This is a genomic window from Herpetosiphon geysericola (genome assembly GCF_001306135.1).
In the GTDB taxonomy this organism is placed as follows: domain Bacteria; phylum Chloroflexota; class Chloroflexia; order Chloroflexales; family Herpetosiphonaceae; genus Herpetosiphon; species Herpetosiphon geysericola.
Genome location: NZ_LGKP01000040.1, coordinates 94,704 through 110,846, shown reverse-complemented (window position 1 = coordinate 110,846; position 16,143 = coordinate 94,704). Strand labels below are relative to the sequence as shown.

At 51.6% G+C, this 16,143-nt stretch carries 29 protein-coding genes; 20 read left to right on the top strand and 9 right to left on the bottom strand.

Features of this window, described 5'->3' with window-relative positions; translation table 11 throughout:
- Positions 1-90: 90 nt before the first annotated feature.
- The 9 genes from SE18_RS24465 to SE18_RS27020 form a co-directional block, all read right to left on the bottom strand.
- Positions 91-420 (bottom strand): hypothetical protein, encoded by a 330-nt coding sequence (locus SE18_RS24465; protein WP_054537110.1) that lies wholly within the window; start codon positions 418-420, stop codon positions 91-93.
- Positions 421-422: 2 nt separating this feature from the next.
- The gene (locus tag SE18_RS24460) at positions 423-1,136 is read right to left on the bottom strand and encodes a peptidoglycan recognition protein family protein (protein ID WP_054537109.1); all 714 of its coding nucleotides are present in this window, start codon (positions 1,134-1,136) and stop codon (positions 423-425) included.
- An 83-nt stretch (positions 1,137-1,219) separates the two neighbouring features.
- A complete protein-coding gene (locus SE18_RS24455; protein WP_054537108.1) occupies positions 1,220-1,537 on the bottom strand; it encodes a hypothetical protein in 318 nt (105 codons plus the stop codon).
- A 317-nt stretch (positions 1,538-1,854) separates the two neighbouring features.
- Positions 1,855-2,514: a hypothetical protein gene (locus SE18_RS24450; RefSeq protein ID WP_054537107.1), complete on the bottom strand. Its 660-nt coding sequence runs from the start codon at positions 2,512-2,514 to the stop codon at positions 1,855-1,857.
- Between the two features lies 1 nt (position 2,515).
- Positions 2,516-2,986, bottom strand: a complete 471-nt coding sequence (locus SE18_RS24445; protein ID WP_054537106.1) for a hypothetical protein — start codon at positions 2,984-2,986, stop codon at positions 2,516-2,518.
- A 40-nt stretch (positions 2,987-3,026) separates the two neighbouring features.
- Positions 3,027-3,740 carry a hypothetical protein gene (locus SE18_RS24440; RefSeq protein ID WP_054537105.1) on the bottom strand — a complete coding sequence of 238 codons (714 nt, stop codon included), beginning with the start codon at positions 3,738-3,740 and terminating at the stop codon, positions 3,027-3,029.
- 63 nt (positions 3,741-3,803) lie between these two features.
- Positions 3,804-4,028, bottom strand: coding sequence for a helix-turn-helix domain-containing protein (locus SE18_RS24435; RefSeq protein WP_054537104.1), 225 nt, complete (start codon positions 4,026-4,028; stop codon positions 3,804-3,806).
- Positions 4,025-4,255 carry a helix-turn-helix domain-containing protein gene (locus tag SE18_RS24430; protein WP_054537103.1) on the bottom strand — a complete coding sequence of 77 codons (231 nt, stop codon included), beginning with the start codon at positions 4,253-4,255 and terminating at the stop codon, positions 4,025-4,027. The genes SE18_RS24435 and SE18_RS24430 overlap by 4 nt, the downstream gene beginning before the upstream one ends.
- Before the next feature lie 96 nt (positions 4,256-4,351).
- Positions 4,352-4,591 (bottom strand): helix-turn-helix domain-containing protein, encoded by a 240-nt coding sequence (locus SE18_RS27020; protein ID WP_083470140.1) that lies wholly within the window; start codon positions 4,589-4,591, stop codon positions 4,352-4,354.
- A 236-nt stretch (positions 4,592-4,827) separates the two neighbouring features.
- Between SE18_RS27020 and SE18_RS24425 the strand changes: the two genes are divergently transcribed.
- The 20 genes from SE18_RS24425 (at position 4,828) to SE18_RS24335 (ending at position 16,143) form a co-directional block, all read left to right on the top strand.
- Positions 4,828-5,304 (top strand): hypothetical protein, encoded by a 477-nt coding sequence (locus tag SE18_RS24425; protein ID WP_054537102.1) that lies wholly within the window; start codon positions 4,828-4,830, stop codon positions 5,302-5,304.
- A gap of 187 nt (positions 5,305-5,491) precedes the next feature.
- The gene (locus SE18_RS24420) at positions 5,492-5,713 is read left to right on the top strand and encodes a hypothetical protein (protein WP_054537101.1); all 222 of its coding nucleotides are present in this window, start codon (positions 5,492-5,494) and stop codon (positions 5,711-5,713) included.
- A 90-nt stretch (positions 5,714-5,803) separates the two neighbouring features.
- Complete coding sequence (locus SE18_RS24415; RefSeq protein ID WP_054537100.1) at positions 5,804-6,031, top strand: hypothetical protein; 228 nt, start codon at positions 5,804-5,806, stop codon at positions 6,029-6,031.
- Between the two features lie 454 nt (positions 6,032-6,485).
- Complete coding sequence (locus SE18_RS27330) at positions 6,486-6,704, top strand: hypothetical protein (protein ID WP_152976750.1); 219 nt, start codon at positions 6,486-6,488, stop codon at positions 6,702-6,704.
- Entirely contained in the window at positions 6,701-7,009 is a 309-nt protein-coding gene (locus tag SE18_RS24410) for a hypothetical protein (RefSeq protein ID WP_054537099.1), read from the top strand. The genes SE18_RS27330 and SE18_RS24410 overlap by 4 nt, the downstream gene beginning before the upstream one ends.
- Positions 7,006-7,212, top strand: a complete 207-nt coding sequence (locus SE18_RS24405; protein ID WP_054537098.1) for a hypothetical protein — start codon at positions 7,006-7,008, stop codon at positions 7,210-7,212. Before SE18_RS24410 ends, SE18_RS24405 begins: the two co-directional genes overlap by 4 nt.
- Entirely contained in the window at positions 7,190-7,414 is a 225-nt protein-coding gene (locus tag SE18_RS24400; RefSeq protein ID WP_054537097.1) for a hypothetical protein, read from the top strand. Before SE18_RS24405 ends, SE18_RS24400 begins: the two co-directional genes overlap by 23 nt.
- Positions 7,415-7,502: 88 nt before the next feature.
- The gene (locus tag SE18_RS24395; RefSeq protein WP_054537096.1) at positions 7,503-8,489 is read left to right on the top strand and encodes a hypothetical protein; all 987 of its coding nucleotides are present in this window, start codon (positions 7,503-7,505) and stop codon (positions 8,487-8,489) included.
- 21 nt (positions 8,490-8,510) lie between these two features.
- Positions 8,511-10,535 carry a hypothetical protein gene (locus tag SE18_RS24390; RefSeq protein WP_054537095.1) on the top strand — a complete coding sequence of 675 codons (2,025 nt, stop codon included), beginning with the start codon at positions 8,511-8,513 and terminating at the stop codon, positions 10,533-10,535.
- A gap of 126 nt (positions 10,536-10,661) precedes the next feature.
- Positions 10,662-10,889, top strand: coding sequence for a hypothetical protein (locus tag SE18_RS24385; protein ID WP_054537094.1), 228 nt, complete (start codon positions 10,662-10,664; stop codon positions 10,887-10,889).
- 9 nt (positions 10,890-10,898) lie between these two features.
- A complete protein-coding gene (locus SE18_RS24380) occupies positions 10,899-12,584 on the top strand; it encodes a DEAD/DEAH box helicase (RefSeq protein ID WP_054537093.1) in 1,686 nt (561 codons plus the stop codon).
- Positions 12,581-13,561, top strand: coding sequence for a toprim domain-containing protein (locus SE18_RS24375; RefSeq protein ID WP_054537092.1), 981 nt, complete (start codon positions 12,581-12,583; stop codon positions 13,559-13,561). The genes SE18_RS24380 and SE18_RS24375 overlap by 4 nt, the downstream gene beginning before the upstream one ends.
- A complete protein-coding gene (locus tag SE18_RS24370; RefSeq protein WP_054537091.1) occupies positions 13,558-13,929 on the top strand; it encodes a RusA family crossover junction endodeoxyribonuclease in 372 nt (123 codons plus the stop codon). Before SE18_RS24375 ends, SE18_RS24370 begins: the two co-directional genes overlap by 4 nt.
- Before the next feature lie 17 nt (positions 13,930-13,946).
- On the top strand, positions 13,947-14,162 hold the full coding sequence (locus tag SE18_RS24365; protein WP_054537090.1) for a hypothetical protein: 216 nt from the start codon (positions 13,947-13,949) through the stop codon (positions 14,160-14,162).
- Between the two features lie 8 nt (positions 14,163-14,170).
- Positions 14,171-14,524 carry a hypothetical protein gene (locus tag SE18_RS24360; protein WP_054537089.1) on the top strand — a complete coding sequence of 118 codons (354 nt, stop codon included), beginning with the start codon at positions 14,171-14,173 and terminating at the stop codon, positions 14,522-14,524.
- Between the two features lie 3 nt (positions 14,525-14,527).
- A complete protein-coding gene (locus tag SE18_RS24355) occupies positions 14,528-14,749 on the top strand; it encodes a hypothetical protein (protein ID WP_054537088.1) in 222 nt (73 codons plus the stop codon).
- 29 nt (positions 14,750-14,778) lie between these two features.
- Positions 14,779-14,985 carry a hypothetical protein gene (locus SE18_RS24350; protein ID WP_054537087.1) on the top strand — a complete coding sequence of 69 codons (207 nt, stop codon included), beginning with the start codon at positions 14,779-14,781 and terminating at the stop codon, positions 14,983-14,985.
- A gap of 23 nt (positions 14,986-15,008) precedes the next feature.
- Positions 15,009-15,593, top strand: a complete 585-nt coding sequence (locus tag SE18_RS24345) for an ASCH domain-containing protein (RefSeq protein WP_054537086.1) — start codon at positions 15,009-15,011, stop codon at positions 15,591-15,593.
- 9 nt (positions 15,594-15,602) lie between these two features.
- Positions 15,603-15,923 (top strand): hypothetical protein, encoded by a 321-nt coding sequence (locus tag SE18_RS24340; RefSeq protein WP_054537085.1) that lies wholly within the window; start codon positions 15,603-15,605, stop codon positions 15,921-15,923.
- Positions 15,910-16,143 carry a hypothetical protein gene (locus tag SE18_RS24335; RefSeq protein ID WP_054537084.1) on the top strand — a complete coding sequence of 78 codons (234 nt, stop codon included), beginning with the start codon at positions 15,910-15,912 and terminating at the stop codon, positions 16,141-16,143. Before SE18_RS24340 ends, SE18_RS24335 begins: the two co-directional genes overlap by 14 nt.

Below are 16,143 nucleotides of genomic sequence, written 5' to 3'. Positions count from 1 at the left end.
ATCAAAACAATCAAAAATCACCACTGAGGTCAAGACACGCACCGATAAACCAAACGTAGACAAAGCCCATGTAGACGAGCGCAATCCAAATCACTCAGTTAATTTCTTCTGCTTTTCAGCTCGCACCAATTCACTCAACAGCTCTTCGCTGATTGGAAGGCCATAGGTCTTGAGATACTCACTGGCCACTTTGGCCGCCTTAGCAAACAACTCATCAGCACGAAAACCATGCTGCTCGGCAGCCCGAAGGCCAGCCTTGACCGCACCATAAATCGCCTCACGCTGTTCAGCACCCAAATGCGCATCAGCCCAACCCTTGAAAGCCTCGGCAGCCTTTGGGGCAAACGCATTGACTAACGCCACCGCCACCACAATCACCACGACCAACGCCAACACACCAGCAAGTTGAACAATACTCATAGCTAGGTTACCTTTCGCACGGTTGTAGGATGAACGAAGCCACGACCATCGGCACTATGTAGCCATTCATTTTGGCCAGCGATGGTTTGACCCCGCGTAATAGAATCAACATCGAATTGATGACCGCGTGGATAGACCACGGCGATTTTGGCGGCAGTCGTGGGTGCTTGGCGAACATTAGCCCCATCACTCGTAATAACTTCATAGCGACCGAGCCGGTTATTGCGCCACGCTAACAAGCGACGTTTCAAGTGTGGGCCTGGGCAAGCGCTGCCATTCCATTCCCAATGGCCGCGTACATTGCTGCGCGGAATGCCCCACATCGCCATTGACCATTCAAAGAAGGCAATCGCGCTTGTCCATTGGGCATCTGTTGCGTCTTGGTTGCCACCAAGTGGCAGGTGATAGGCAAGTGACTGGGCATTGCCAAGCCGATGACCACAGTGCCACAGGATGTCATCCCACGATCGACATTGCAAAACAGCACCATCACTCAAGCCAGCGCCGTGATATTGAAGACCGTCAGCATTCAGGTATGGCCCCATGTGATACTCGGCATCAAAAATCAACTGCGCGCGTTCACCAGCTGGTGTGCGGTTTTTGACCATTGGCCCGTTGTAGTGCAACGTCACATACCATGGTTTGCCAATGCGCGTCCCAATTGACCAGGTAGCGCGGGGCAAGGATGCGCGGAAATCTTGAATCACGAGAGCCATACCAACCTCAGCTCATGGTGTAGACCACGATCAACATGCAGATCGCAATCAATAACAAAAATCCAAGCGCAAGCTTGGCCTTATCAGCGGTCTTCATTGGTTCCCACCAGTCTTTTGGGTTTGGTCGGACGAGGATGCGCCACGCCATTGGCATTGGCCAACCGCATCAGAACGTTGGTATTTTCCTCACCTTGCTGCTCGAGGCGCTCCAAGCGAAGATCTGCCATCCGTTGCCAAACAACACTCTCAGACAAAGAGGTGGCAATGCTTTTCAGGGTGACCTCGTTGTTATTGAGGTACTTTTGCACCATGGGCGCAAACAGTTTGGCGACGTAGATAATGCCGCCAAGGATGGCCCCAGGTGTCCCGAATAATTTAAAGAGGGATTCGATTTCAGTCATACTGCGCTTTCAGGATGAATCGGGGCAGGTTCAATGTGCCCCGATAACCAACCAACCGCCCAAGGAGTAAGGAGCAACCGCAGCAGAGGACGCACAGAAGAGATCAAAAAGGCAACAGGTTAAATTGGTCTGTGCGACCCCTGTTGCCTGCGGTGAGTATAGCACACCCGTGCTTATTGTCAACAAATAGATACAGAGTTATCCCACATATCCCACATTAACACACAGATGTGCCAGTGAGAGCATGCGATCATGGATAGTTGGATACAAAAAAGCCACCCCAACTGGGGTGGCTTTGATTGTGGTTCTACCATTGATCAGGCGAATGCGAAGTGGCTATCAAGTTCTTTTTGAATAATACTAACCTGTTTTTGGATTTGTAGTGAAACATCAGATACATTTGGGATAGGAGTAGTAGGGTGTTCTAGAAAAGAATCAATATTCGCCACAAATGCTTCATGCGTGCTTAAGTCATTACGCATACGATCAAGAGTTTTCAAAAAATCGTCTAATTCAGCCTTATATCCTTGTGTTCGTTCAAGACTGGACTGAACACCTTTTTTGAATGCTTTTGGATTACTGCGAGAAGCATAGCTTGGACGTATAGACTTCGTTGAAAGATGGTCGAACGCTAGTTTTTCGGTTTCTTCTATGCGTGCATACAATCGAAGAATACGACCTTCTGTTTCGTCCAGCATTACCCGATTCTTCTTGAGCTTGTCCGCTACCGAGCTAAACACAGTAACCACATAGGTGAATGGGTAGACTCGATTGATCTGACCAAGCACCATAACAATGATACCCAAGATAAGGCTGATAAGGAAGCTATGGCTTGTGGTAAACGTTGTGTAGCGAATCAATAACAAGCCAGTAAAAATAAATGTTGCCCATGATGCGAAAAGCGTTCCGAAGGTATATGCCATAGTCCGAAGGAATGTTTTGCGCGTTCGCCAAGTGATCGGAAGAAAGCGCTTCATATCATTTCCCACCTTTTTTGAAGATATCATAATCGGCTTTTGCTTGCGTCAACAAGTCAAAAATATTATGAATAACGATACCTGCCCCACCGATTAGTAATAATCCGCCTTCCACCATGTTACCATAATTCCGAAATTCTGATAATTTTTCAAGGGCTCCTTCTGCAAGAAAGCCATAAAATTCATTCGCGAAATGACCTGCAAGCATGGCAAGAAGGTAGGGTAATGTAGTAAAAACAACGTGGCTGCATTTCTCAATCATCCCGAGAAAATCAAGTTTTATTCTTCGATAAATAGCCTGTTCCTCGGTAAGCGGTGCGGACACTTGTGGTACAGACTTCGATGCTACAGGTTTTGAATCTTCGGTATTAATCGGGGTGCGACCTGGTGATATGGTGATCTGTCCAGGCGTTGATGGTGGCTTAATCGTCACGCGGGTTATTGTTTTCGAGGATCGCTGCTTTCGTGGCACGATGACTATCCTTTTGCCTATTGGCTGCACTTGGCTTGAATTATGAGGATTGATTCTGAACCAACGCACCAGCAATGGCCAGCAGTGCGCCAAGCAAGATTGCGTAAATACCAATGCCAGGCACGCTACTAAAAACCGCTGGTACGGTTGATTTGCCACCTAAAGCTGATTCAACTTGGCGCAATTTATCCACATCAGCAGCACGGCTCAAAATATCATAGGCGGTATAGCCACCGATGCCTAATGCCGCAAGACCGGCAAGAGCAGCACCGCCACGAGCTGGTGTGCCATCGCGAAACAATACAACAAGGCCAGCGATAAATAGTAGTGCAGCGCACGCTAGTGTATAAAACCCCAACTTATCGGTACCAACCACCGTTTTATTGAAAATGCCACTGGTGATTTCTTGCCACGGCATGATGCTACCAAGGCCAATAAGTAAAGCACCGCCAAGAATCAACCCACTAGCAATGGCAGGTTTCTTGGGTAGCGCAGGTGCGAGGGTAGGTGATGCTGATCGAGCGGATTGCGGGGTTGGGCGTGGGGTGTGCAGTGGTCGAGCTTGTGCCTCACGAGCGCGGGCAATTTCAGCCTCTTGCGGATCGCTCGTCGCATTGGCCAGCACCCGCCATGCATCAGCATTCGTTGGCTCAGCATCAACAATGGGCTTGATAATCGCATAGGCATCGGCTTTGCGATCCTCGGCAATCGCCTGCTTGGCACGGGCGATCATCGTGGCAGTGTAGCTAGACATACGAATCTCCTAAATAAAGGCTTCTCTTGATCTTAGATACAATAATCGGGTGAATTTTGTAGATTAATTAGTGGTTTCTGGTTTTGCAAGTAGAAAATGCTCTATCTCGGTATAGTCCACTCCAAGCGCAATGAGCCAACGGGCGAAATTTTCAATACTTGGCGCTGCATTGCCAGTTTCCCATTTGGCTATCTGTCGTAGTGAAATGTCAATGCGTCGTGAAACCTGCTCTTGGGTAAACCCTAATAATTCACGCCGTTGCCGCATATAGAGTCCTAGTTCTTTCATTGCAGCTTCTCACTTTCGCCATAAAGCAAAAGGGATTCATGAATGTCTTCGTAAGCCGTGCCAGATAATTCAATCCATTTAGCAAGGTAATACACTGATATTTTTGTTTCTCCGGTCTCCCATCGGCAATATTGTCGCACCGTAACATCTAATTTACGTGCTATTTGTTCTTGGGTAAAGCCAAGTTGTTGGCGACGATAGCGCAATTGTTCCCCAAATGTTTTCATACCATCCCCTAGATACACGAAAACGCCCCACCAGCGCCAGCCAGTAGGACGTTTTCAAGACTAATTGCGCCGTTAGTGTAGCACATATGTCAATACCTAACTTGTCGATTCTGATTCGAGAACCGATTCTATATCCTGTAGTCGCAAATTAAGAGCACGCAATAATGGCAATAAACTATCAAGGTTTGGTTTGAATTTATCAGACTCCCAGTTTCGGTACTGACGCTCTGACACCTCTAATTTACGCGCAATCTGTGATTGACTAATCCCAAGTTGCTCACGGCGGAACTTGATGAACTCACCAAAGGTAAACGGTCTTACGTCTTGAAAACTCATTGCAATTAGCCTCAACTGATAATTAAAAAGCGCGCCTTCACCTCGCTACTAAACTACATCGTTTGGCATTAAGCATTATACACAATCGGCAAAAAATTGCCTAGACAAACATGTGTACTAAAAATGAGTACTAGTATGCTATTAGTACTGTATGGCTATTGATAGGAAATAAATTACCTGTTATAAATAGTACAGGAAATAAATTACCGTCAATAAATTTACGGAGACTAATTGCAATGACTACCCGTAAAGCAACCAAGAAAGCCAAAACCCTCAAGCCCTTCATCTCAGACATTACCACAGAACTGCACAAAGATTATGGCCTGCGCCTTGAAATTCACACAACCATTGTAGGCCGTGATGTTGATCACGCTGCCTACCTGATCGATGGCGATTCAAAAACCCTCATCTGCACCAAACCAGATCGCATGGATGCTGAAACAACCCTACGCGATGCAGCCATGAACACCATTGAAGAGATTCAAATCCACCGCACCTTAGTTGAAATGGAGGCCGCTGCCGGCGTTCCTGAGGCTATCCAAGAAATCAACGAAACCCGTGCTACTCGGCGGGTCATTACCCTCATTCCTTGTACTGATCAATTTGGCCTCTACCTCGCTGGCAATCCTGAACCATTGCTGGCACGGGGTAGCTATTTAGAGGTTGAACATGCCGCAAAAGAATTCTTTGGCGAAACGCCGCTCCCATTTTGAGATCTATTTATCCACGCTCGGTGCAACCCGTGAACAACAAGCTAATGCACTCGGTGTTGCACCGCGAACGCTTACCAATTTGATCAAGAGAAAGCCAAAGTACCCCCCAGGGTACTACGAAGCCCTCGCTGCTGATGCAGCGGGACGCGATAAAACCGCCGCCTAACCAACCCAAGGAGTAATCCCGATGAGCCAACCACTGCCAACCATTACCGGAACAGTCTCAACCCTGTATGGCGCTGTTGACCACAACACCTTGATTGTCACCACTGCTGATGATCGCCACACCGTTCGCGATTATTCCAAGACCTTCGCACCAGGCATGACCGTGACCGCCGTGCTGATGGGCTTTGGCCAAGTCAGCTACTGGCAAGCGCTCGAGCCGATTGATTTCACACCAACCCACTAATCCCAACAAGGCCAAGCGGTTGCAGGCCTCAACGGCAACGCCGGAAGCGTCACCGGCACCCAAGTATCAACATCACCAAGAGGAGCCAAGATGAGCCGTGAAATTACCTGCCCGAACCCTGAATGCGGGCAAGAATTCGATCCACAGATTGATCGCGATAGTGACGAATGCGAAAGCTGGATAACCGCTGAGCCATGCCCGCATTGTGGCCATGAGCTTGACGGTGATTATTTGGCCGACCTTGAAACCACGATGATTGAAGATTCAATTGAAATTGAAGCGGATGCGCCCTATCCCGATGATGAACTCCCGTTTTGATGGACATGGCCTGAGCAGTCCTACCTGCTCACCAGTGCCCACGATGGCGCAACGATTTGGCAGTTTGGAATGCATGCAGAAAGTGAGGTGCTCTATGGGCCGTTCCTAATAGGCCTACCGCCACATAAAAGCCCATCGTTCGATGAAATCTAGAAGGTTCTAAAGCAGTGTTTTATCGCAGCGATGCAGGGCAACGATACCTAAATGATCTAGACAGGGCTAGCAGTTCATCGCCGCTAGCCCGATGAACCTAAGCGATGACCACCCGCACCTTACCAAGCCTGACCCCTACCCACTGGGCAAGGATTTCAAGGCACTATCAATCAACCAGCGCAGCGGGGCAAACTTTCGGGTTCGCCTTCAAGGAATGGCCTAGCCGTCCCTACTCAAATACCGCCGCAGAGCCAACGGTTTGCCATGACCACACGAGCGAACCGCGCTAGGCGCAGCGCAGTTGAATGATGGAATTGCAACAAACACATTGAATTGTTTTTTATTCATGAGGATTGATATGGAACTGGATTGTTTATGTGCAGAGATAGATGCGGCAGATCGCCCATGCATCGCCTGCGAAGCTCAAGCGATATGGGTGCAAGCCATTCAAGATGGCGCAACATCACCCGATGATGCCGCTTTCCTCGAAGCCTATGCACGAAAGCAGGCAACAGCATGATTGAATCTCTTTTATGCACCATCGCCGCCGCCGCTAGTGCGGTTGCAGCATCGTTCATCATTCGCAACCGGACACATCAACTTATTGTTGTTGTCATTGCCTCATTGTTCTGGTTTGCCGTCTGGTGTGTCTTGATTGAGCCGATGTACCTATTGTTTGCGGTCTTTGCCGGATGGCTTACCCTCGTGGTTGGCCTAAGCAGTCTCTTCATGGGAATGGCTAAGCACCTTGCAGCGCTCAAACACGAGCATCAACGACCAATGATTAGCACCCCGTTGACTCAAGAGGATATTGATAAGCAATGATTCAAATTATTTTGAACTATGGTGCAGTTCAAACACCGCTGCAAATCGGCCAGCTTGACCACGATGAAGCGCTGATTATTCAGCGCCAATTGACCAAGGCCGTGCGGGCGGTGTTTGCGGATATGGAAGCAACCACATGCGCCTGCATGCCAACCTACCACGTTACACAAGGAGATCAGGATGGCGAAAATCTACACCCCTGATGGCGAATCGACCGACCTGGGCGAGGTGATTGCAGCATGGCGGATGCGCCAACGCCTGGCTGAGGAAGCCGAGCAGCGAGCAGCATTTATTGCATCACAGAATGACCCCGAAGTGCGGGCATGGATTGAAATCGCCCAGAACGAAGAGGCCTTGCGTGCGGTTGCCCGCCATGTGCGGCCTACGAAAAAACCCGCAGCATAGTGGTGCTTGCGGGCTTGTCTTTAGAGGTTATTGCGGGTGACTTAGTTACGATAGGTCACCCGCCTTTAGTATACCACAGTGAGGTTGTATGAGTACAGAACTATCGGTGATTGAACATGTGTTGGTGCAAGGCGATCTGGTCAAACTGAGTCCACCGCAGCGGGTGGAATATTACAATCGGGTTTGTGAAAGCTTGAACCTGAATCCTCTCACCCGCCCGTTTCACTACTTGCAGTTGAATGGCAAATTGCAACTCTATGCCACCAAGGATTGTGCCGAGCAGCTGCGGAAGCGTGACGGCATTAGTATTAGCATCGTGAGCCGTGAGGTGGTTGAAGAGGTCTATGTCGTGACTGCCCGCGCCGTTGACCCCAATGGGCGCTGTGATGAATCCATCGGGGCCGTGCCACTGGGCAACTTGAAAGGCGATGCACGAGCCAATGCCATTATGAAGGCTGAGACCAAAGCCAAACGCCGCGTGACCCTGAGTTTTGCAGGTTTGGGCATGCTCGATGAAACTGAGACCAGCAGCATTCCAAGCGCCTATGAAGTAAAAGTTAATGCTCATGGCGAGATTGAAAACACCAGCGAAGCGGTATCAACGCGGCCACAACTCCAAGCGCCAGCCGAGCAGCGGCAACCACGCGCCGCCAAAGACTTAGCTGAGTGTCAATCCTGTGGCGCAACCATCGCATGGGCCAAAACGCCAAATGGCAAGAATGCGCCGTTCGATGTGATCAACGGAATTCGCACCGATGTGATTCACTTCCAAACCTGCCCGAATGCTGACGACCATCGCAAACCCAAGACGGGTACCGTAACCCCTGTTGATGATGCGCCACCCGTTGATGCAACCCGTGTCAAATACATTGCCCGTATTCGCGAGCTGCTCCGCGAGGTTGGCACACCCGATGAGCTAACTATTAACCTTGATGAATACAGCATGGATGGCTTGACCGAGTTTGGTGCAGTGCTGCGCATGCGTCACGATGAAAAGATTGAACGCGCTGCACAGGTCAAATCCGTTTCAGCATTTGATGCCGTTGACATCCTTGTCAGTAATCCTGCCGCCTAATAGTCACGAGGTCAACCCACCATGGCAACCATTTTTGATGTGGCGTTGGCCTCGATCGATCAGCCACCCGAGCCGCCACCAGAGCTAAGCAGCGGCGAGCTACCCGCCTCACCCAGTGGCAGGCGTGGCCGTCGCAAACTGGAGAGCCACCAACGCATCACGGTTACCCAAACAACCGTCTCATCCCATACCGCCCAAGCCCTCTTTTGGAACAAAGCGATCGATTATCTTGGGCTTGAAAAACCCGCGCATTTCATCCTTGGGCGCATGCCTCCAGGCACGGGTAAAACCTATTTAGGAGTCAAGCTTGCTTTATATGCAGCCAATGAACTGGGGTGGCGCGTGGCCTACATTGGCCCACGGCACAACTTCTTTGATGATGTGATGAACGAAGTGGCAAAGCAGGGCGGCGACCCTGACCAATGGTTTCACTGGCTGCCTAGACAGCGGGGCGATGATAACGGCAAAGAGGAAACCTGCCGTCATGAGCCACACATGGCCACGTGGTTGCACCGTGGCTATGAAGCGATGGACTTTTGCCAAAAGGTCTGCGGCTGGGATTACATCAAAGATGGCTGTCCTTACTACGAGCAGCAACGCGAGGCCAAGGCCACGCCCATCTTATATATCCAACACCAGCACCTCACCGCAGGCCATCCATTACTCAAGCATTGCAAGCTCATCATCGGCGACGAATCGCCGCTTGGTGCATTTCCTGATAACTGGGTGATCCCCCAACGGTGGATCATGCCGGATGGCATGCCCTATGATGAGCCACTCACCGAGTTGTTGCTGAAGATGCAAGGCTTGGCCAGCCAAAGCGAGACCAGCCGCAAGCCCATTCTTGGCAAAGAGCTATTAGACAAGCTTGGTGGTGCCGAATCGGTGGCCCAAGCCTGCGCTATGCTCGATTTGCCTGAGGTCTACGAAAAACTGCTGCCGCGCATCTGGTATCCATCGGATGCCGAAGATGCACCGTTCTGGCACTTGCCCGATTTGGTGCAGTTGCTCGAGCGTGAATGTGAGGCAGCACAAACGGGCAAGAGCTACGTCAGCCGCGTGCGGTTGGTCAATGGCAAACTGCACCTGCTCAAGCGTAACGTGATCAATGACCACGCGCCACCGCACATCATCTGGTTTGATGCTACGGCCAATGCCCATCTCTACCACACCGTGTTTCAGCGGCCTGTGGAAGTAGTAGAGCCTGCCATCGAACTCAAAGGCAAGGTCTATCAGGTCTATGAATCACTGAATAATCGCAGCAAGTTGATCAAGGCTGGTGAAATCGACAAGGCCAAAGTGACCCAGTTGCGCGAGCAGCTGCACGCGATCATCGCCAAACACAACTATCACAACCCGGTGATTATCACCCACCTACCGCTGGTCGATTCGTTTCGTGACCTCGGCATGGTTGGGCACTTTGGTGGTGAACGTGGGACCAACAAATACGAGGGCTGCGATGTGGCCTTTATCATCGGCGCACAACAACCAAGCGTTGATGATATTGCCATCACGGCAACGATGATCTACCACGAGCGCATGACCCCGTTCAACACTGAGTGGCAAGAAAAAGACTTGCCCTTTGTGAATCACCCACACAGTTACTTAGTCAGTGGCTTCTATGCTGATGCGGATTTACAAGCCCTGCTCTGGCAAGGCCGTGAGGCTGAGGTTATTCAAGCAGCCCACCGTGTGCGCCCCGTGCGCCATGCGGTTGATGTCTGGTTGCTGACCAACATTCCCATTGCCGAATTGCCGCCCGATGAACTGGTGAACGTGCGTGACCTGTTCGATGCGCCGGATGGGGTTGATGTGTATCAGTGGCGTGACTTTATGGACATCGCCAGCGTGGCGTATGAATCAGGTGAGCCGCTGACCAGCAAAGACATTATGACCCTGCTCGATTGTGCGGAGCGAACCGCGCAAAAATATATAACCCTATTGCGAGAATTACACCCTGACCAATGGGAACAGGCGCTAGTGCCAAACAATACCGGAAGAGCGGGAAGGGCTTTACGTGGCATAAAAGCACGAAGCCCGCTTTAGGTTTCAATGCGGTTATTACCCCTTCTATTTCCGCATAGGAACTTAAATAGGTTTCTTTAGGTTTCAATGCGGTTATTACCCCAAAACCCTGCCTTTTGGCGGGGTTGCTCATTTAAAGGAGAAGCGATGTATTTACTCATAACCACCTACGGCAGCGAGAAGATGATCGAACGTGCTGCCACCCTTGACGAGGTGATGCGGTTTTATCGTGATTCATCAGCCTCACCTGGCGATCTGATCGTTGCCAAAGAATTGATCTTGACCTTCGTTGAACCTGCTGACCCTGTTGAATGCCCGCACGATGGACAGGACGGCAAGCCTGTTTGTGGTGATTGCGGTCAGCTCTTGCACTAAGGAGAAGCGATGCAATTACGACTCTATCAAATTGAATCCGTCACCTCAGTGCAGAAGGACTGGCAAGACGGTGCAACCGATGTGCTTGGGGTTGCGGCCACGGGTGCAGGCAAAACCCAAATCATGCTCAGCACGATGTTGGGCCATGCAGATATTCCCCCCGTGCTGGTCGATGGCAAGCGCGGTTTACTCATTGCCCACCGTGAAGAGTTAATCCGCCAGCCCTATGAACGGATTGCCAGCTATTGGAAGCATTGGCTGCCCAATGTTGGCATCGTGAAGGCTGAGGAAAACCAACCGCATCGGCAAATGGTGATCGCCACGGTGCAATCGTTGCACGCCAAGCGGCTGCAAACCTTACTCCACTATGGCCCGATTGATTATCTTGCGATCGACGAATGCCACCATGCCACCGCTGACAGCTACATGGAATTGTACCAAGCGCTGAAGAAAGCGAATCCCAACCTGCGCCACATGGGGGTGACGGCAACCCCGCAGCGGGCTGATGACATCGGCCTGATTACCGTGTACCAGAAAAATAGCTTTGCCATCGACATTGGCTATTTGGTGCGTGAAGGGTATTTAGTCCCCTTCAAAAGCTTAGAGCTTGCCACCCGCACGAGCTTGAAGGGCGTGCGGAAAACGGGCAACGACCTGAATGCTGGTCAACTCAAGCATGTGTTTGAACTATCCAACGTGTTTGAGCTGGTGGTCGATAGCTATATCAAATACGCCCAGGGACGCAAGTCGATTGCCTTTACGGTGTCTGTTGAAGGGGCGCACGACTTAGCCGCAGCGTTCACCAAACGCGGGATCACCGCGATCGCGATCGATGGCACCACCCCAAAAGAGGAACGCCGCCGCATCTTGGCAGCGTTTAGCCGCGGCGAATACATGGTGCTGACGAATTGCGCAGTCTTGACTGAAGGCTTCGACCAGCCAGACATTGGCTGTGTCATGATGGTGCGGCCTACCGTGAATCGTTCGCTGTTTGTGCAGTGTGTGGGTCGTGGGCTGCGCACCGCGCCTGGCAAAGATGATTGCCTAGTCTTGGAATTTGCACCAAGTAGCGGCCATAACTTGGCCAGCCTGGGCGATGTGCTTGGCTTACCACGCGAGGTGATTGAAGCATCACGTCAAGCCGCTGACGAAGCCGAAGAGGGCGATGTTATTGGCGGCATGTCCTTTGATGGCCAAGATGTCCACGGCCTTGAAGGTAATCCGCTCGAACTCGTCGCCCGCCAAATTGATTACTTGAAGGGCACAGCATTACACTGGGAACGGCGCGACGGGTGGATGATTCTTGGCTTGGGTGAGGGTGGCGATGGGTATGAACGCATCTTGGCAATCACGCCGCCGATGATGACCGATCCCTTCAAACTGTTTGGCTTGATGAAACCCAAGGGCACGTGGGACTGGTCAGCCAAGCAGTTGGCCAGTGCTGAAAACTTTGGCGAGTTAGCCGAGGTTGCCAACCAGTATGCCGAAGAACGTGGGGCGCGAAACCTCATGCTGAAGACGGCGAGTTGGAAGCATCAGCCGGCGAGTGAAGGCCAAATCAAATACCTACGCCGTTTGGCCCGAGGCAGTGGCGACAAGATCAAGTGGCAACTCCTATCAAAAGGTGATGCGGCTACGCTGATCACCTACTACCAAACCCGAGAAGCGCTTGAGCGCGTTGGGATGTGGCGATGATCACCCCACCTGATCTGTTACCCATCGGCCACTGGCAGCGCAATGAATGGCATGCCTGCTGCCCGTTTTGCGGCAAGGACACCAAGCGCGGGCAAACCCATTTTTCCTGCTACAACGCGGATGGCGAATGGCGCTACAAATGTTTCGTCTGCCAACACACGGGCAGTATCGCCCACCTTGCCCGTTACCTTGGCGTTGCTACTGGGCCCACAACCGAACGGCAGCAAGCCAAGGCGATGCAGCCCAAGCACAAGCATGCCAATTGGCTCAAGCATGCCGATTTCTACCTTGGGCGCTTTGGGGCAGACCTGAACCGTGTACCGCTGTGGCAGGCCTACAAACCGCTCAACCTACGCAGTATCGCCCAGTGGCGCTTAGGCGTGGGCGTGTTGCCAGCGAGCCGCTGCCAGATGCCGCGCTTGATTGTGCCCGTGTTTGAATCCGGCCAGCTGGTGGCGCTGCATGGGCGGGCTTACTTACCCGAGGATACCGATGCGAAGTGGCTCACCAGTGGCGGCAGCCGCAAGGATGTCTTATACAACGCCGAATACCTCGCACCTGGCAAGACCGTGATCATCGGTGAAAACCTAGTCGATGCCATCATTGCGATGCAAGACCGCCCTGATGTGGTTGCGGTTGCCTCGGGTGGTGTGGCGTGGGCTGGTGAGAATCTGACCCGCTGGTGTGAATTGATCGCCGCCTCACAGCCCAAGCGCGTGATTGTGTGGCTTGATAACGATTTAGCAGGGCAGGCCAGCGGAGCGATGTACCGCACCCTGCTTGGCCAATGGCGCACGACGATGCACCAGCGCGTTGCTGAGGGCAAGATACCCCGTATCCCAACACCACCCGAGCCAGCAGGGCCAAAGATTGCCAACCAACTGCTTGCCCTGCATCAACCCGTGACGCTCTATCAATGGCCAATGAGTGCGCCGCCCAAGGCTGACTTGGGTTGGTGCTTACAAGGTGCTGCATGAAACTAATGATTGTTATTCCCCTTAGCCCAAGCCTGAACAACGCCTACGCCACCAACCGCAAAACAGGCCGTCGCTTCCCAAGCAAGGAATTGACGGCCTTCAAAAACCGCGCCGTGCCGCTGATTCGCGATGCGGCCACTGCGTTTACGCCGCCAGCCAATGCCCGCTATAGCCTGCGCTTGACCCACTACTTCAAAGACAAGCGCAGCTGCACCGTAAGCGATATGTCGAATCGCATCAAGGTTGCTGAAGATGCGCTGTTTGAAGCGCTCGGCTTCAATGATCGTGCTGTGGATGAGGTCTCAAGCAAGCGTGGCGGCGTTGATGTGGCGTGGCCCCGCACGGAGATTGTCTTGGAAGTTATCTAATCTAAGAGGAGCAACCGTTGTACCGCAAAATGATTGTCTATGACCGCACGGCACAAGACTTCCTGTGCTACCTTGATGGCGAATTGCGAGACCGCAAGCCAACCTATGTTGAAGCGGAACAATACCTCAACAAGTTGGTCTATACACTCCTCACCAGACCCGCAACCGAAACCGAGCGGCAAGCCGCCATCGACATCAGCAAACGCCTGAGCGATAAGCACCAACCAACCTAGGAGTAGCGATGAGCAGCTTCCATGAACGCTATCAGGCATGGCGTGAATTGCATCGTGAGCCGGCAATGCAATTTCGTGCGCTGTGCCAAAAACATCTACCACCTGAGCATATCGTCAAAATCGACCGCATGCTACGAGATGCGCATGGCCACAAACTCTATTGGCACTGGTGGAGTGAATTGCGCACAGCCGCCCCACTTGAAGCACAAACGGTCTGCCCAATTGATCACCAAGATGTACTTGAGCGCTTCAATGGCTACTGCACCTGTTGTCATCTCATGATAACCAAGCCTGTGTCCGTGAAGAAAGTTAAGCAATCAACCACTAAGCAACCGGCATTCCAACTAGCCCTAGAGGTCTAACCAATGAACGATCCTGATTACACCCCAATGCTACGCCAAGCCCAGTTTGATCGTGAGCTGCGCTTGATGCCACGTGAACAATTGCAAGCGAAGCGCGTTGCTGCCTTATATCAACCACGCCCAGGGCAACCAAAACAACCGCATTGCACCTGCGGTCAGCCAGCCAATACCTTTAATATCGATCGCCAGCGTTGGCTCTGCCAGCACTGCGCAAGCCCCAAATAGAACGACAACCAACCAACCTAGGAGTAGTTATGAAAGGCACACAATGTTCGCACTGTGGTGAGCAGGCCATGCCATCGGATCATTATTGCTCACCATGCAAAATCACCGCCAAACTGTTGGCCAACGCGGTCAAGCAACTACGCCTGACCGGAGAACAACAACAAACCCTGTGGCGAATGACCTACCACAGCAGCCGCAAAACCCGCGTGCTGCTTGAAACATTGCGAGGCCACTAGTAACACCCTGACAGGAGCAACCGATGATTGAATTTCACTATGAGCGAGAAATAAAAGACCGCCCGATTTTATTTAGCCCACTGATGGCCAAGGCCATCCTCGATGGCAAGAAAACGCAAACCCGCCGCATTATCAAAGACCAAGATGCGGTTGAATTTTACGAGCCAACGGGTGAGTTTATTCACGTCCACGCCAATGATTGCCCCAGTTACTGCGATTATGCGTGCCAATACCCATGCCCCTATGGAATGCGCGGTGATACGCTCTGGGTTCGTGAATCGTTTGCAGTTTGGGATGGTGGTACAACGTACCTTGCCAATGCGGTTGATGAAGATGGGGATGAAAAAGAATGGGTCAAAGAGGCGCGACTGGCTTATGGTGTAAGGTGGAAGCCCTCAATCCATATGCCTAAGGCGCTATGCCGCATCCATTTGAAGGTTGTCGATTTTGATGTTGAGCGAGTGCAATCCATTAGTGACGACGACGCAAAAGCCGAAGGGGTTGAATCAGCGGCGGCATTTCGTGAACTTTGGATTCGCATCAATGGCCAAGGATCATGGGATAGCAACCCGTGGGTCTGGGTTGTGAAATTTGAACGAATTTCCTAAGGAGTAACTATGGCACGCGGCAGAAAAGCACAGCCCAAACCACATGACCCCTACGGGTTGGGGGAATGGGTCAAATTCAAGTGGGTTGTTTCGCGCCTGAATGGACAGCCCACACGCCAAAGCATGGGTAGGATTCGCACGGGCATGATTATCGGCCATCGCAATGTTTACGATTGCTTAGCAACCGAGGAAGGGCCACCAGCGCTTGGTAATGCACGCCCTGTGATTATCGTGGCAGTCTCAGTCCATCGTTGCTATAAGGTTTTCAAGGATGACATTCTGCTTGAGGTGCAGCCAATAGAGAGTGAGGTTGAACATGTGGGAACTTAAGCAAGATTCACGATGGCCAACCCTGTGGTATGACGATCGCGAGATTATTCACGGTAAATGGTGCTTGCGCTACGATACCGATTTTTGGCAGCCCATTTGGGATCGTGTTGCAAAAGAATTAATTGAAGAACAACCCTTGACCGCTGCGATGGATATTGAGCGATTTGACGGACGTGAGCGCTTATTGTTCGTTGCAATGTGCTTGGGGGTGCTTGATTGA